A 14,259-nucleotide genomic window follows, 5' to 3' on the forward strand; every position below is an offset into this window, starting at 1 on the left:
AAAAGTCCCTATAATCAGGCATATAATTGCGCTGATCGCAGGGATTTTGCTATTTTATTGTCTGTTCAAGGTCATTAAACTCGGGCAAACTTAAAAGCTCGCCCAATTTCATATATAAAACCGTCACTATGTGATACAATAAAGAGATTGTTACTCATTCAAGCTGAATGAAACTTGTAGTGCCCTATGCTCACACCGTAGACTATACGGAATGGCAAATCAGTACAGCACAAATGAAGAACATATGCCTGACGATCATCAGAAATATATTCAATTGAACGGCGAACGCTTTATCCATTGGGCTGCAAAGATAGGAAACAATACAAAAGCTGTTGTGTCAGCGATACTTTCAGGATACAAGGTCGAACAGCAGGGCTACAAGGCGTGTATGGGACTATTGAAGCTTGCTGACAAGTATACTCCCGACAGGCTTGAAAACGCCTGCAAGCGAGCTCTCAGCTTCACACCACGCCCTTCATACAAGAAAATTCAAGTGATACTCTATTCCGGTCAGGACAGGCAGGATGAAGTAGTTGCAGAGAAGCCTGATAATACAGAGCATTATGGCTTCACAAGAGGCGGTTCCTATTATGGAGGTGTGAAGTAATGCTGACAGAGAGCACTATCACCAAGCTTCAGGAAATGCGACTGAGTACCTTCCGCCGAACTTGTCCCATTGCCGCAGGCTGTCAGCAGCATACATAGTACGACAAAAACAGCAAGAGTTGCTCTCTGTGCTTTTGAGTTTCCCATAACAGGTGCCTTCTTTCTTATAGTTCTTTAAGCTTCCCGTCCACAAAGTAATAAATATTCTCTTTCTTATACCCATATTTCGAGCCATTGACGCTGATATGCGGCTCAAAAGTGAAATAATCCACCGACGAAAGCAGTGCAGTGTTGCCATTTTCAATGTAAATACGGTCGTTTTTGTCCTTTACGATCGAGTGACCGAGATTGCCGAGAAAGTCAAGGTTGATAAATCCGCGATTAGTTATTAGCTGATTGATATGGAAATACAGTTCCTCAAATGTGGTCTGCGGAGTCGCAAAGCTGAGCATTTCAGCGTGAAGTTCCTCCTCCATAAGCAGACCGTTCCGCCATTCATCGCTGCGGATACTGCTTATATCATCAACTACTTTGCCGCCCTCGAGAATTATCGTTCTTGCGTAGTCGCCCCATATATTGTCGTTCTGCGGACTGAGGTCAATAGTTATGATGTCATCAGCAGCGATAAGTCTGTGGGAGGTCACATACTCTCTGCCCGAGACTGATACTGTGGTCTCGTCACCTGAGAATACAAATGCACCAATGTCCCAGTACCAGAACGAATCTGCTCCCAACGCTAGCATTTTATCCTCGCAAAGGCGACGTACCTCGGTCAGCTTCATACCTGTGTGTATCTCTTTTTTTATGTATTCTATCGTGTATTTCGCTATCTTCTGCACTTCGGAGTATTTCATATGATTGCCCTCTTTCTGTTCCGGATAATCCCTGATAATTACATTCTATCATTTTATCTGCAATAAAGCAATGGTAGGTGCAGAAATAATCGCCGATATGATAATTGTTGATCCGGTGTTATAACACCCTCACATATAATTACTTAAAAGAGCTGTATTTTTCTACAGTAGTTATCGCATCCGACAAATCTTAAAAATGCAATAAAACAAAAAGCGCTCAGAATAGACATCTAAGCGTTTTTCATTGTGTATATGTTACAATTTAAATACGGCTTCATGCGCGTAAAATAAATTCGCGCCCCAGTTTTACTGAGACGCGAACTTGGCTGCGGGGGCTCCCCGCTGTGAATGTGTTACAATTTAGATACCACTTCATGCGCGTAAAATAAATTCGCACCCCAGTTTTACTGAGACGCGACCTGCCTGCGTATGTCCGTCCAAATAAATAACTGTAGGACGAGCTGTCGTAACTTTCCTTCGGCTTGTACCTCGACTGGAACAGTCCACTGGAAATGCCTATGTGCATCACTCATTTCAAGGCGTGAAAAAATCTTTAGATATCATATAATCCGTTTTTAACTAGATCAGTTGTAGAATCCAGCATTATCTCAGTTGCTTTTCGTTCAATCAATTCTAACAAATTACCTTTTTGTTCAATTAGTTGTTTTATTTCGTTAGCGCATATTGAAATAATAATAATTTTTTGTGCTAAATAATATTTGACTGCATTAGATTTAAATGTACTTGGGGCGCTTTTTTTAGATACTATGATTCCAAATTTGATACATTCTCCTTTACCTGAGGCATTAGTGATAGAAATGAGACTATGTAACTTTGAAATATAGGATCCTAAAGGTTTTTTATTTTCATTTTTACATTCAATATAAATTCTTGAACCGATGGTTTGGAATATGCCGTAATTTAAGCATATTTTATTGCGAACAAAGCAATCTATTTGATTTGTTGTAGTGCGTATCCCTGCTGCTTTAAAAACATTACAGAGATTAAATAGCTTTATTGTTAAATTTTCAAGTGTATCGCCCTTTTCTTTTTTGCCTTCGGCGTTCATTACACGTGAATACAAGTTGCTTAGAGCAATATACTGCTCGTCAGTGGGGTGAAAGAGATACTCGTTAACTCCACCAGCTTGAAAAATCCGATCCATTGTATTTTCTTGGGCAACAGATTTTCCTGATGTATTTACATAATTCTGTTGCCCAATTATAAAAACACTATCATCTAAGGAATCATCAATTAATGAATACAAAAATTCAATATTTTCTGGAGTTGTTACAAATTCATTATCACAATTATAGCATAGTATTTCTTCTGGAATATTAGATAAGTTTGCTGATTTATAAATCAACAAACCGCATTCAGGGCATCTAACGGAAAAGTTAACTCTTAAAATATGATTCTTTTTACATTCAGTTAGCACTTTGCAAGCAGATTGAGAAGAGATGCCAAGAACCCTTATAATTTTTGAAACAGTTATACAGTTTTTGGCATCACCAATTAAAGATTGGAAGTATCTATCGAGCTTTTCAATTTCTTCTTTATCTAGAAGACTGCTTAGGTTTGATAAGCGAGAACAATACATTTAAAATATCCTCCTCTGCGGTATATTCGGTAAATTTTAAAGTACAGAAATCATTTTTGACGGATATTTTCACTTTAAACCATTTTTCAAAATATGACGAATTAATACGTTGAAATTTAAATTGCACAACATCACATTCATTGTTTTTTTGCAGCATTTTTTTATTATCAAAGAAAACAGCCTTAGATTGGAGTGGATCTTCCTGTGCCGATGTTTGTTCAACTTTGGATTCCTCTTCATCAGTTGCATTTAACTTCATTGGAAATGCTTCCCGGTCTTGAGTGAAGATTTTCTTATTTGGATAAGTGATAGAAAAATATTTTTCTATCATATTCATAATACTTGAATGAACATCATCTCTATAACGAGGTTTTAAGTGGCAGATATCATTTGTAATAGAATCAACAATATCATTTATTTCTTCTGACTTTTGCTCCATTAATTCTTTTATTTCTAAAGGCGTTTTTGTATACTTTTCAAGCATTTCGTATAGAACTTTTTTAAAAATAGGACTTGAAGAAATGGATGGTAATGTTTTTATTCCAATCCATTTACATACTGTTTGAGTAGCTATTGATATTTGTTTTTCAACAGTTGTTGTGGTTGCTTTTTCAAGTATAAAGTTTTCCATAAAAACATATAAGCCAGCCTTGGATTTAGCTCTTGTAACAATTATTCCCATATCAACATAAATTTCAACAAATATTGGATACAGTGTTTTTGAAGATATCTGTTTATTTCTATCAAAGGTACAAAGCTGCTTTCCTAGATAAAACTTGATACTACGTCCAATTTTTTTAGAGTTACAAATTTGATATTTAAATAGCTTAATTTCTTCTGAGTATAAGCTACATAGATGTTGCCGTTGATTTGAGACTATAATAGTTTCTAATTTTCTCTTAGTTAATTCATCGCTATTTAACCATTCCGGTATTGTTTCACGATTAATGCACTTTATCTGAACGTCCTTAATGCCTTCAATAAGAACTTTATCAATCCAATCTAATACTAATTCTTCATTTTCAGGGGAAGAATTCGCAAATTTCTCTAAATTATTAATTAAATCTTGACGATTCTCGGTTGTTTTAAATTTCTTATCTTCACTTGCAAATTTTTTTATTGCTGGAATAGTTATGTAGCCTTCGGCTTCATTTGAAAACGCATTTGGAATCGAAAACATTATACTTCTCCTTTACATATTTTTTTTATTATATCACACTAAAAATAATGTGTCAATAAAGTAAAGAAAATGTTGAAAAGTGCAATTTTGAGTAGAGACTTATTTATACAAATTGGTGAATATTTTTTATTATAAAAAAAGCAAATCACTCTCATAATAAATACTGTCGCCGGTATCATTTCTGCACCATAAATAACAAAACACCCGATACCTTTGAGCGCGAATACTACGCAAAATTGGTAGTTTGTGATGAGATGTAAATATACTTGACAGTTCAGAGGTTATATTTTTTGAAGTTTCATTTTCATATCTTGAAATTTTTGTTTTCGTTAAACTGGCTTATAAATGAGACAAAGTCGCGCAAAGAGTTTAAATACGTTGTTCTTTACAAAGAAGGAAACCCTATCTGAAGCCAGAGGTTCAAATAGGGTTAGTCGTATCATTTTCCTAATTCATTTATATTAAAAAAAACTCGTTCTATAATTTTAATATTATTTGAATTATCTATTTCAATTATATTCAATTTTTCTAATTCCCTTAACGTGTTTCCTAAATCATCGATTTTTATATTGTTATATTCACTAGGAAATGAAAGATTACTATTAGCAATGGCTTCCTCTAAATCATCAATAGATATAGAGTTATATCCATATCTTTGTATATATATAATAACTTTAATTTGTTCCTTATTTATTTCTATTTCAGATAGCTTAAATAATTTTTTGCATAATTCTATAATCACAAAAATAGCTGAAACATAATTCTTATCTACAGTATTCTTACCTAATAAATATGCGTCTTTTAATATAGTTAAAAATCGATAAGGCGATAACATAAGATTATATGGAAGATTACCTATTTTTTGGTTATAAAATCTCCATTTTTCTTAGGTTTAATCGATTGATAATATCGATCATTTACTGCTTCTTTATCAAAAAATATTGATGAAATGATAGAATTTAAAGCTCGCTCATCAATAGTAACCTCTAAATCCCTTTGCTTTAGTTCTTTCAATATACTATTAGCTTCATTTTGAATACAAAGAATCATATCATTTGAAGAAAAACCATCTAGCGAAACATTTCCATCAAATACAATATTGCCAACTTTTTGTGCAGCCTTTCTATCTGCAACATGTATTAAATGCAACTCTTTTTTGATTTCAGCTGATGAATCAGAACTATTCATGTTATTTTCTATCGTAATCGGATAACTCTTTTTGGCAAAATATGATTTGCTTATATTCCTAAACTTAAAATTTGAATTTCTCATGGAATATACTCCTCTAAATTTCCATTAAAGCGATCAATAATTGTATCATATAAATCTATCTTACTAAAAGACTCACCATTAAAGTATGAAACAGAATACAAGTCTTTAATAAGCAACCACGGTTGAAGATCGTTTGAATGTCTCGTTGAATCAAATAATAACAAACAATCAACTTTCTCTTCTTTAAAACTTGAAACACTTGATATTTCAACGCACCAAATATATGTTGACATATTTAAATGACATATTAAAGAACAAAGATCATTATCATATATTTTTTCTATTGCATTGCTTTTAAATCTATTAGAGCGTGTTAAGAAAATCCGCACTATAGATGTTGAAGGGAAATTATTTGCATTCTTAGGACTATTTAAATAATCAAATGTAGCTTGATAGACATTTTAATATGTAATAAACATCTTTTCCGCTAAAGGGATAATATATGTATCAATTTGGGTAGCAGTATAGGATAAAAACCCATCTGAAGTAAGTGTACATTTTCTCGCTAAAAATTGATATGGTGCGAAATTATCATCATTTGCAATATAATTCGATACAGTACTGCAAGCCATAATAATTTTTGGAGTCTGATTATCGTCGTCAAATTCTTCCTGAATGGTTTCTATATCAATATCTTGAAATCCACTATGTCCAATTAAGCAAATGGCATGATTCTCTGAACTATTTAATCCAATGACTGGAAGCCCAGAATCTAAATACGCAAATATCTCATCATCTATAACAGAAGACATCTCCATTGAGCTTTTTAAAATTGGATATAATCCAGCAACGTTTAACACTTCCATTATATTATTGGCGGTTAAACCTTTGGCTGGGATTTTTCTTTCTAAAAATGACATAGTATTATTCGTGACATCTGCAATTTTAATTCTATTCACGCCTAATCCAATATTAAAAAAATACTCAAGCACCGCCCATAACGTAACCTGAGCACACATTGCTACTTCAGGATCTTGTTTTGTGAAACTAAAGCTAGGTACTGATTCTTCCTCACCAACAACATTACTGTAAACATTATAGGTAGAAATATATGCACGGTCTTTAATAAAACATTTTGGATGCATTTGAATCCTACCAATATGCGAATAAGGAGTTGGTCTTAAAACAATATATCCCATATATTGTCCATCCATATAGAAATGTAATCTATAACATTCTTTTATAGTAGGCTTTGTAGCTTTTATATAATACGCGTAAACCGAACTTAAATATTCTTTATCTGAATAAGGGTATTCAACAACAATACACTCAATTTTTTTACTCAAATAATCATCAAAAAAACGTAATGTATTATTATCGATATGTGTGTGTGAAATCCATTTTCTTTTATCTGGAATATGTTTGTTTTCTATGTTTTCTCTTAACTGTTGAAAAACAGTCAAACTTTGTTTACGCTTAATTACTTTCGTTTCTATAATCCCAACCATATACATACGCCCCATCACTCACTGTATAATGTGTATACAAAATATATTATATCACAAAAATGTTTTTTGTCAAACAATTATTGAATAATCGCAAGCAAATTTCTACCTTTTTGACAACAGACGACCATTTTGCATCACTTTTTTTGTAAGCACATCCAACATTATAATATAAGTCCATACAAAAGTTATTCCTCTCTCGTATTCTTTCTAACAAAAAACTATTTTTATTATTTTATGAATCACAAGCCAAAACATCATCAAAGCTAAAGTAATATTAGCTTTGATGATGTTTATTACACTATCGTTTTTTCAATTATACAATCATGTTTTTTTGTTTCAGTATCATAATTTATTCCCACAAGAAGCATTTCACCTGAATATTCTGAAATTTTCTCCGTATACTGCTTACGCTTTATCTGTTCAATTGCAGTATCAGCGGATTTATCCCATTTTAGCTCTATGACCATAGCGGGCTTACCAGAAGTCTTTCGCGGAATAAAAACGAGGTCAGCGAAGCCTTTTCCTGTTGCAAGTTCTCTGTGGATTATATATTCTTTTCTTGCGGAGTAATAGGCAAGCGATATTACACAGCTCAATGATGTTTCATTGTTATATCCTATGATAGAAGCATTCTCGTCGTGAGCCTTTTCTACCATCCGGGCAACTTTTTCCTCATCGCCGTTGATCGTCGCTTCTATCAGCTCATCAGAGGAACGTATCGCATTCATGACAGTTTCCCAACCGCCGTCCTCAATAGAATTAATGAACTCCTGCTGCACTTCGCTGTTCGGTATCCATACTTTTCCGTCATTGTAGGTAAGGTATCCGAGATGAATAAGCAGTGTAAGCACATCATCTGCACTATTAAAGGTGCTCATATCGTTCTGGAACTTTCCAGTATTAACGCAGACTTTTTCTCCCGCGATCATATCGACAACCTTTTCGCGGAGTCCGTCGAAATTCATCTGGATATATACCTTTAGTGCTTCGTAGGTTTCAGTTGAAGTCCAATAGCTGTCAAAATCGTGTCCTGTCATAGACATTACTACGGAACGTGGGTTATATATTGAAACGCCCTTTAAATCATATCCATCATACCAACGCTTGGTTTCCTCAAACGGCATATCGTATTTTTTGCAAAGTTCCTGAACCTCAGCTTCAGTAAACCCAGTAAACTCAGCGTATTCACGAGTATTGGTCATTGCAATCTCTGTGAACATATTTAGTGCTGAATGTTTGCCATATTTTTTTATAGGCAGTATTCCTGTCATATATGCAAGGGCAACATAGCTCTGATCTTTGAGTATTCGCCTTAAAAAGTCGAGGTATTGAATCTGTCCTTCCGTGTCATTTTTATACTCACGAAAAACGCAGTCCCACTCATCAATTATAAAAATAAACGGCACTCTTTTCTCGTTAAAGACTTCTGCCAATACTGACATCAAATCGTTCCAATCGAAACAATCCACATCGCCGTTTTCTTTTTTTATCTCATGTATCAATCGCTTTGACAGATAATCAAACGATTCTGTTATAGAATTACCTTTACTAACAAAATCAAGCATATTGATATGAATCACATTATATTTATTCAGATGCTTTTCAAAGTTCGGATCGGACGATATTTTATACTTACTAAACATTTCTTTAGAGTCGCAGCCTCTGCTATAATAGGCAGAAAGCATATTAGCAGCCATAGATTTGCCAAAACGTCTTGGTCTGCTTACACATATGAAACGTTGTTCGGTATATATATGAGCATTAGTTTGCTTAATGAGTTCACTTTTATCAACATATATCTCTGAATTAAGTGCCATCTGAAAATCCATATTGTCAGGATTAAGGTATATTCCCATTGCCGTTCCTCCTTTGCGCTTATATTACCTCTATTATACTCTATATCGCTTAAAAAATCAACTGTTTTAGGAAAATAGGCGCTTGCACTCCCTTTCGGTCCGATATGCCTCGCACTGCCGCACAAATCGCTTTTATCGGCTTCTTGTCTTGTCGGTGCTATATCACCGCTCTTGTGGCTTTATCCCTTTAAAAACAGCCGTTTTCGCTGCAATTTAGGCGCACTCCTATATATGAAAATACCGCCTGCCGTCCAAGCAAGCGGTAATAAAATTAAATAAACTGAATTCATGTCAATAATTCGGACTTTATCTCATATCCGCCCTTAAAAGTGACAGATATTTCTTCTTTGTTGAGTATTTTAACACATTCAACAACCTTCCGTACCAATATGTCATCATACTGGTGAAGTTCAAAACTGCTACTATCAATATCAGCTTTTATCTCATCCGCAAGCTCGTTCTGCTCGGTATCTTCCTGTGCTTTGAGTGAAAGCAACTTCTGACTCAGCTTTTCTTCTTCGCTATATAGCCTTGCGAATTCATCATCAAGTGAATCAGGAGCACAAGTCCCTGTTGCAATAAGGTTGACAAAGTCATTACGAGCTTGGTCTATATCCTTGAGCCGCTGCTCGATCTGCCTTATTCCATCATCGTTTGATCCCGAAAGGACAGTATCTGTGGCTGATTTCAGTACCTTTGCAACATCATCGCTGCAGTTATAGAACTCGTTTATAGCTCTCACAATAGCGTTGTGAAGCGGTTCTTCGTCAATAGTAGGAGATTTGCAGTATTTCGGACCGTGTTCCAGACGATTAATGCACCGCCAAACCGTCCTGTTCCTATTGTGGGAAGTCCAACGGCACCGCCTATAAGCTGTACCACATTCGCCGCATACAAGCACTTCCGTCAAGGAGTATTTACTGTTATAACGCCCTTGTTCCGTCATTGTATTCGTACACACACTTCTTTTGGCATTACGGCGAGCAATCTCCTGCTGTACTATATTAAAAGTGTTTTTGTCAATGATCGCAGGGTGACAGTCGCTTACATAGTACATTGGACGTTCACCGTTATTTTTGACTGCTTTATGTGATATACAGTCAATAGTATAGGTCTTTTGCAGCAGGCAGTCTCCGATATATTTCTCGTTCTGGAGTATTCTTTTTATAAGCATCGCACTCCATTTGCCGCTTTTAGAGCGTGTTGGATATTTTTTATTATTTAGCTCCTGTGCAATTGTATGTGTTGACCCACCGTCAATATACAGTTTAAAAATAAGCTGTATAACCTCAGCTTCTTCAGGAATAATAACAGGCTTTCCGTCCTCTCCTTTTTTGTAACCAAGGAGATACTTGTAGTTATATCGAACCTTTCCCTCTTTGAAAGCCATTTGATTACCAAGAGTGATATTCTTGCTTATAGACTCGCTTTCTGCTTGCGCGAAGCTGCTGTACAACGATAATATGAATTCGCTCTGAGCCGTTAGCGTATTTATATTCTCTTTCTCAAATATAACACCGATACCGAGGCTTTTCAGAAGACGTATATGATCAAGACAATCAACAGTATTTCTTGAAAAGCGACTTGTTGATTTGCATAGGACAAGGTCTATCTTTTTCTTTTTGCACATTCTTATCATTCGGTTGAACTCTGTCCTGTTCTTCGTCTGCGTTCCGCTGATGCCCTCGTCCGCAAATATTCCCGCGAGTGTCCACTCAGGATTAGAGTTGATGTAATTGGTATAGTATTCTATTTGTACCTGATAGCTGTTCTGCTGTTCTTCCGCTTCAGTGCTGACACGGCAATAAGCGGCTACATTAACCTTTTTCTGCTGAACTGGTACTCCCATTATTTTCTGCTTTGCAGGGATTATCCTTACATTTGCTGCCGCTTCCATTGTCATTGCTCCTTTCCGTTTCATTTTTGATAATAACGCCGTTAATAAACTCGGCTTCTATAACGCACGAATGGCTCACCGTTATCCGCTTTACGCAGGATCTCAGCAAGCCAATGTCAAGAGTATTAAGTTGATTTCTGCTATCAATCAGAGACTTCAAAAGTTCTGTTTTCTGATTAACATCGCTGTACGTGCAGTGCTTGTATTTCGGTTCAGTAAGTCTGAGAATATCGTTCCTTATTTCCTCAGCAGTTTTAGTGCCATTATCAATGGCACGATCAATTTCAGATTGTTTGCAGCGAATTTCCGAAGTCGGAATATACTCGCTTACTGTCGCTACTGCTTCAATAAGCACAGGATTTGCAATTACAGTATTCAGAATATTCAGTATTGCACCTGTCAGCATTTCATCTGCCATTTTGAATAAGAATGGACGACATTCATGATTACGACAGTCCCATAATTCAGCTTTTGTTCGGAACAACCGTTTGCCGCATTCCTTACAAACGGTAAGATTTCGGATTTCCCGTAGTTCATCAGGAATTATACAAAGGGAAGTAGCTTTTGCGCTCTTGCGCTCATTCACTTTCTTGAATACTTCCTCACATATAAGCTGTGGATAAACATTCGTACCGAGATACTTTTCGTTCTCAAGTACTCGCTTTACCATATTCTTGTTCCATATCTTATCCTCGTTATATGGAATTTTCATATTAATAGCAATATTCTCAAGGCTCTTTCCCACCATATATTCGCTGAATATCGTGAGTACAGCAAGCACCTCCGCAGGGTTAGTGGTTATCATACCGTTCTGCATCATATATCCGAAAGGTATTCTTCTGTTTTTACTCATCTTCTGCACCTCCTTTACGATACAACTATACCACAAAGGAGCTGTTTTTTCTATTCACCACAACCGACAAAAAAGCTTCCTGCATTTTAGGCAGGAAGCACTATGTAATCCGGTTATTTATCAGCCATAATTGAAGTACAGCTTTATTTTAATTGTCTATGTAAACAAAAGACTGTGGAGCTGTTTTTACTCCAAAATCCTGTAATTTTTTGGACTGTGAATACTTTTTTACTTTACCAAGACAGTAAGCAAATGCTGTTTCACGGTTATGGAAATATGAGTCAAAAAATCTCTTTTTTATACCTGCATTTTTTGAAGTTTTTTTCCAAACATCATTAGGAGTTCCCTGAATAAGATCTGTAACCTCGACTTCGGCAACTACTTTCATTTCAGGAGCAGTAGAATAAATAATTATACTTTCAATCTTTCGCTTACATTTTATTTTTCTGAATTCATATTTTTTGGTACCAGCAAGAATATTGCTGACATGTTCAGGATTGATGGACATCAAAACCTTACACACAATACCGCCTCCAATTTTTATTTTAGTTTCTATTTTATTTAATCAGTTTGTTTTCATCTTGTTTTGCTAATGACAGAATTGCCTTGAAATCATTCATCGAGTATACCGCTTGATAAGGATGACCGTTCTTCCAAATACCATTGTCATTTAGCGTGTTATAATTCACATTACAGCCTTTACCAAATGCATGATTATATACTAATTCCAAAACATATAGATTTTTCATTTTTTCATAAAAATTCTTGATTTCACTATGAGTAAAAACAGATTTATTTCCGACTATTTTGACATATTCTTCAAACGATTTAAGATAACTCCAGTTTTGCTTTATTGGTTCAGAACGCACTATTGTTCCATAAGAAGTCACAACAGATTTGAAGCCCCGGTTATACTCATCGCTGCTCTTTCTGTATATCATTATGGGCATTCCAGGAGAATAGCAAGGAGTATTAACTGGAAAACAAATATATGTTTTTGTCATACCATTAGCCGCTGCAAATTCTTCAGTATCCTGTTTAGTGTTCTTCAATTCTGAATATGGAAATATTTTATCATGCCATTCTGCTTCAATGGGAAGCATAGCAAAAGCACTTGTTTCCTTATTGATAAAAGGGAAAGAAGTATATGGAGTCATAAAATTGATTGCATTCTTGCTTCTAAGATAAACACCTTCATTCCTCGAATTATACCCTGCGAGTTCGAAGCCAAACTTTTGAAGCATTTCAATCAATTTTCTGTGCTTATCAAAAACTGTAACATATATTTCTTCATCATCAGATTCGAGCCAGTTCCACAAAGCAATTCCGATAGCTCCTTCTCCCAATCTATTACCTTCAACTCGATCAGAGAGCTTTAACGTGCTGATTTTAAGTCTGCTGCACTTTGGGAGTATCTGATTATCCAGAGGTATTTCCTCACACTCTTCCTTTTTTAACATAACAAATGCTCCGATACCATAATCATCTATGTACGCGAAAGCTTGTTTACCCTCATTTGCCTTTTTGTTATACCATTCTTCAAATTCGGGATAATCCTCTTTTAAAGAATCAAAAAAGCTATCATAAATATTGAGTTCAGATAATCTCTTCCATTTATATGCTCCAGCCATAAACACGCCCCCTTAGTTTAGATTAATAGATCATTGAGCGAATAAAAAACGATTTTATTTGAAAAAGAATATATCTTCAAATCGTCTAGACTTGGTTTACCATCAAACTGTGAAATGAACCATGTTCTAGGATTGGTTATGCTATCTATCATTTCCATATAGTCGCCATCTACATCAGACATGGAATGTCCCATGACACAAATTTGATCAACTTTATCAGGAATACTCTTCAAGAAGTCTTCTAATCGCTTAAGTTGCAACTCTTTCTTTAAGCCATCGTAAAAATCGGCGATACTTTCTCTTTGAGTGTCAATATAGTAATCTCGACCATCATCCGATGGATCAAAATTGTGATCTCGATACTTATTAGAATTATTGCCATCTTTATACCCGAACAACAGCTCCTCGCCCGATGCGTAATATCCATGAATATGAAATATTGAAATATTCTTCGGATCATACAGTTTTTCAATCGTAGAAGTATAATTGAAGTTAATAATGGCTGCTGCATTTTGAAATACATTATATATTCGTGTATTAGATTTATCAATATCCTTATTCGCTGTTTCAACCATCTCACGTAAGCTTCCGAATATAGCCTGCCTTAAACTCCTTAAATGTTCATTAACATTCCAAATTGTATCATCTCTATCGGATTCATGATCGGACAGATAATCGGGGAAGGTGACAATTTGCTCTTCTATTTCATCCAAATTAAGCTCACTGAAAGATTTCTCATATTCTCCCCAGTTGACGCCATAACTCTCAAACAAATCATAAGCATTATCAAAACTGCCATATATTTTCTTTTCTGAAAGGAGTTTATAATAATCGGATGTGCCTGTATGCAGATTATGATGCATATCAAAACCATTTCCTATTATGTATAGGGTATTGTGATTTATAAGAGCATCATTCATGTCTACAGATTTCATTTTCAGCCATCCTTCCTGTCAGTTTATATATAACATACTAATTCAGAAAGCTGTATTACAGCTGGATCTTACTATAATTATACATTATTACGAGCAGAATTTCAATAGTTTGACAATAAAAATGCTC

General features: G+C 35.2%; 14 protein-coding genes. 1 reads left to right on the forward strand and 13 read right to left on the reverse strand.

The window, feature by feature from the left end; genetic code table 11:
• Positions 1-211 precede the first annotated feature (211 nt).
• Positions 212-607 carry a hypothetical protein gene (locus tag DSZ37_RS16325; RefSeq protein WP_146198211.1) on the forward strand — a complete coding sequence of 132 codons (396 nt, stop codon included), beginning with the start codon at positions 212-214 and terminating at the stop codon, positions 605-607.
• Here the strand turns inward: DSZ37_RS16325 and DSZ37_RS17825 are convergent.
• From DSZ37_RS17825 to DSZ37_RS16385, 13 genes are all read right to left on the reverse strand, one after another.
• Positions 589-753 carry a hypothetical protein gene (locus tag DSZ37_RS17825; protein WP_181380349.1) on the reverse strand — a complete coding sequence of 55 codons (165 nt, stop codon included), beginning with the start codon at positions 751-753 and terminating at the stop codon, positions 589-591. The genes DSZ37_RS16325 and DSZ37_RS17825 overlap by 19 nt on opposite strands.
• A 17-nt stretch (positions 754-770) precedes the next feature.
• Positions 771-1,460 (reverse strand): M24 family metallopeptidase, encoded by a 690-nt coding sequence (locus tag DSZ37_RS16330; RefSeq protein WP_109727920.1) that lies wholly within the window; start codon positions 1,458-1,460, stop codon positions 771-773.
• Positions 1,461-2,013: 553 nt separating this feature from the next.
• Positions 2,014-3,060: a hypothetical protein gene (locus DSZ37_RS16335; protein ID WP_109727921.1), complete on the reverse strand. Its 1,047-nt coding sequence runs from the start codon at positions 3,058-3,060 to the stop codon at positions 2,014-2,016.
• Entirely contained in the window at positions 3,017-4,240 is a 1,224-nt protein-coding gene (locus DSZ37_RS16340) for a hypothetical protein (RefSeq protein ID WP_109727922.1), read from the reverse strand. The genes DSZ37_RS16335 and DSZ37_RS16340 overlap by 44 nt, the downstream gene beginning before the upstream one ends.
• A 439-nt stretch (positions 4,241-4,679) precedes the next feature.
• A complete protein-coding gene (locus DSZ37_RS16345; protein WP_109727923.1) occupies positions 4,680-5,075 on the reverse strand; it encodes a hypothetical protein in 396 nt (131 codons plus the stop codon).
• A 20-nt stretch (positions 5,076-5,095) separates the two neighbouring features.
• The gene (locus DSZ37_RS16350) at positions 5,096-5,512 is read right to left on the reverse strand and encodes a hypothetical protein (protein ID WP_109727924.1); all 417 of its coding nucleotides are present in this window, start codon (positions 5,510-5,512) and stop codon (positions 5,096-5,098) included.
• 401 nt (positions 5,513-5,913) lie between these two features.
• Complete coding sequence (locus DSZ37_RS16355) at positions 5,914-6,960, reverse strand: hypothetical protein (protein WP_109727925.1); 1,047 nt, start codon at positions 6,958-6,960, stop codon at positions 5,914-5,916.
• 293 nt (positions 6,961-7,253) lie between these two features.
• Positions 7,254-8,816, reverse strand: a complete 1,563-nt coding sequence (locus DSZ37_RS16360; RefSeq protein ID WP_109727926.1) for an AAA family ATPase — start codon at positions 8,814-8,816, stop codon at positions 7,254-7,256.
• 286 nt (positions 8,817-9,102) lie between these two features.
• Positions 9,103-10,713 (reverse strand): recombinase family protein, encoded by a 1,611-nt coding sequence (locus tag DSZ37_RS16365; RefSeq protein WP_109727927.1) that lies wholly within the window; start codon positions 10,711-10,713, stop codon positions 9,103-9,105.
• Complete coding sequence (locus DSZ37_RS16370) at positions 10,634-11,566, reverse strand: recombinase family protein (protein WP_109727928.1); 933 nt, start codon at positions 11,564-11,566, stop codon at positions 10,634-10,636. The genes DSZ37_RS16365 and DSZ37_RS16370 overlap by 80 nt, the downstream gene beginning before the upstream one ends.
• A 148-nt stretch (positions 11,567-11,714) precedes the next feature.
• Positions 11,715-12,089 carry a hypothetical protein gene (locus DSZ37_RS16375; protein ID WP_109727929.1) on the reverse strand — a complete coding sequence of 125 codons (375 nt, stop codon included), beginning with the start codon at positions 12,087-12,089 and terminating at the stop codon, positions 11,715-11,717.
• A gap of 34 nt (positions 12,090-12,123) precedes the next feature.
• Positions 12,124-13,197: a hypothetical protein gene (locus DSZ37_RS16380; protein ID WP_109727930.1), complete on the reverse strand. Its 1,074-nt coding sequence runs from the start codon at positions 13,195-13,197 to the stop codon at positions 12,124-12,126.
• Positions 13,198-13,214: 17 nt separating this feature from the next.
• Positions 13,215-14,132: an AbiH family protein gene (locus DSZ37_RS16385; RefSeq protein WP_109727931.1), complete on the reverse strand. Its 918-nt coding sequence runs from the start codon at positions 14,130-14,132 to the stop codon at positions 13,215-13,217.
• Positions 14,133-14,259 lie beyond the last annotated feature (127 nt).

The organism is Ruminococcus flavefaciens, assembly GCF_900116855.1.
GTDB lineage: Bacteria > Bacillota > Clostridia > Oscillospirales > Ruminococcaceae > Ruminococcus > Ruminococcus flavefaciens_R.

What these genes read in the sequence shown, in the direction of transcription:
- DSZ37_RS16385 (WP_109727931.1), bottom strand. Translation starts at nt 14,132, where the DNA reads ATGAAATCTGTAGACATGAATGATGCTCTTATAAATCACAATACCCTA.
- DSZ37_RS16345 (WP_109727923.1), bottom strand. Translation starts at nt 5,075, where the DNA reads ATGTTATCGCCTTATCGATTTTTAACTATATTAAAAGACGCATATTTA.
- DSZ37_RS16355 (WP_109727925.1), bottom strand. Translation starts at nt 6,960, where the DNA reads ATGGTTGGGATTATAGAAACGAAAGTAATTAAGCGTAAACAAAGTTTG.
- DSZ37_RS16365 (WP_109727927.1), bottom strand. Translation starts at nt 10,713, where the DNA reads ATGGAAGCGGCAGCAAATGTAAGGATAATCCCTGCAAAGCAGAAAATA.
- DSZ37_RS16350 (WP_109727924.1), bottom strand. Translation starts at nt 5,512, where the DNA reads ATGAGAAATTCAAATTTTAAGTTTAGGAATATAAGCAAATCATATTTT.
- DSZ37_RS16380 (WP_109727930.1), bottom strand. Translation starts at nt 13,197, where the DNA reads ATGGCTGGAGCATATAAATGGAAGAGATTATCTGAACTCAATATTTAT.
- DSZ37_RS16340 (WP_109727922.1), bottom strand. Translation starts at nt 4,240, where the DNA reads ATGTTTTCGATTCCAAATGCGTTTTCAAATGAAGCCGAAGGCTACATA.
- DSZ37_RS16370 (WP_109727928.1), bottom strand. Translation starts at nt 11,566, where the DNA reads ATGAGTAAAAACAGAAGAATACCTTTCGGATATATGATGCAGAACGGT.
- DSZ37_RS16325 (WP_146198211.1), top strand. Translation starts at nt 212, where the DNA reads ATGGCAAATCAGTACAGCACAAATGAAGAACATATGCCTGACGATCAT.
- DSZ37_RS16335 (WP_109727921.1), bottom strand. Translation starts at nt 3,060, where the DNA reads ATGTATTGTTCTCGCTTATCAAACCTAAGCAGTCTTCTAGATAAAGAA.
- DSZ37_RS16360 (WP_109727926.1), bottom strand. Translation starts at nt 8,816, where the DNA reads ATGGGAATATACCTTAATCCTGACAATATGGATTTTCAGATGGCACTT.
- DSZ37_RS16330 (WP_109727920.1), bottom strand. Translation starts at nt 1,460, where the DNA reads ATGAAATACTCCGAAGTGCAGAAGATAGCGAAATACACGATAGAATAC.
- DSZ37_RS17825 (WP_181380349.1), bottom strand. Translation starts at nt 753, where the DNA reads ATGGGAAACTCAAAAGCACAGAGAGCAACTCTTGCTGTTTTTGTCGTA.